General features: G+C 69.9%; 1 protein-coding gene. It reads left to right on the top strand.

The genetic code is table 11. The features are described from left to right. A partial coding sequence (locus GX015_RS09080) for an alpha/beta hydrolase-fold protein (protein WP_291344536.1) occupies positions 1–1706 on the top strand: 1706 nt, incomplete at both ends.

Below are 1706 nucleotides of genomic sequence, written 5' to 3'. Positions count from 1 at the left end.
GTCCCGGGTGCTCGCCGCGCTCACGGCGATCCCGCTGGCACTGACCCTCGCCGCGGCGCCGGCGCAGGCGTCCCCCGCGGAATCCGACGGGGCGGCGAAGTCCGACGCCGCCTCCGAATCCACGTCCGCCACGAGTTCGGCGGCGCCGGAAAGCTCCGCGGCTCCTGCGGCGGGCGAGGGGTCGTCGTCAAGCAACGACGACCGCACCGTCCTGCCGATGCAGTCCTCCCTGTGGACCCCCGCGCCCGAGCCCGGCCGCGAACCGACGCCCATCCGCGAAACCGAGCAGAACCTGCCGAACCTGCCCGGCAACGTCGAGGTGGAGAAGGTGCAGTGGCTCACCGAGCGCCGGGTGATGCTGCACATCAAGTCCGCCGCCATGCCGGACGTCCCGGTCAAGGTGGACATGCTGCTGCCGCGCGACTGGAACCGCGACCCCGGCCGCACGTTCCCGACCGTCTGGCACCTGGACGGCATGCGCGCCCGCGACGACTGGAACGGCTGGGTCCTCGAGACCAACATCGAGCGCTACTACGCCGACAAGAACGTCATCGTGGTCATGCCCGTCGGCGGCGAGTCGTCGTTCTACACCAACTGGAACGAGCCGGACAATGGCAAGAACTACCAGTGGGAGTCCTTCCTGATCCAGGAGATGATCCCCGTGCTGCGCGAGGGCTGGCGCGCCAACGAGGACCGCGCCGTCGTCGGCCTGTCCATGGGCGGCACCGCGGCGTTCAACCTGGCGGCGCACCACCCGGAGCTGTTCCGGTTCGCGGGCAGCTACTCCGGTTACCTGGATACGTCGTCGCGCGGCATGCCGCAGGCGATCGGCCGGGCGATGCAGGAGGCCGGCGGCTACGACGCCAACAAGATGTGGGGCCCGCCCACCGACCAGCGTTGGAAGGACAATGATCCGAAGCTCAACGTCGAGGCGCTGAAGGGCATCTCGCTCTACGCGTCGGCTGGCAGCGGCAACACCGGCGAGTGGGACGTCCCCTCGCAGAGCCTCCCGGGCATCCCGGAGAATACGGCGGGCTTCGGCCTCGAGGTCATCGCCCGCATGACGACGGAGACCTTCGCGCAGCGCGCCCGCGCCGCCGACGTGCCGCTGACCCTGAAGATCCGCGACTCCGGCACGCACTCCTGGCCGTACTGGCAGTTCGAGATGAACCAGTCCTGGCCGCAGCTGGCCGACGCCCTCCAGCTTTCCGACGACGACCGCGGAGCCAATTGCGTCGTGTCCGGAGCCATCGGCGATCGCATCAAGAACTTCGACAACATGGGTTCGTGCCTGTCGCCGGAGTACGAGGCCGGCAACGGTGGCGTGGCGCAGGACTTCACCAACGGCCGCGCCTACTGGCACCCGGCCACCGGTGCCCAGTTCGTGTGGGGCCGCATCGGCGCCCGCTACCACGAGGTCGGCGGCCCGTCGTCGCCGCTGGGCTACCCGAAGACCAGCGAGATGGCCACGCCGGACGGCGACGGCCGCTACGTCCACTTCGAAAACGGCTCCATCTACTGGACGCACGAGACCGGCGCGTACCTGGTGATGGGCGACTTCATGAACCTGTGGGGCAACGAGGGCTGGGAGAAGGGCCGCCTGGGCTACCCGACCTCCGATCGCCGCGACGTCCCCGGCGGGGTCGTGCAGGATTTCCAGGGCGGGCAGATCGTCAAGCCCGCCGCCGGCGCCCCGCAGGTCGTGC

It is taken from the genome of Corynebacterium sp., assembly GCF_012837295.1.
Classification (GTDB): domain Bacteria; phylum Actinomycetota; class Actinomycetes; order Mycobacteriales; family Mycobacteriaceae; genus Corynebacterium.
The sequence above is the reverse complement of the archived record's forward strand: the minus strand, read 5'-3'. Positions and strand labels throughout refer to the sequence as shown.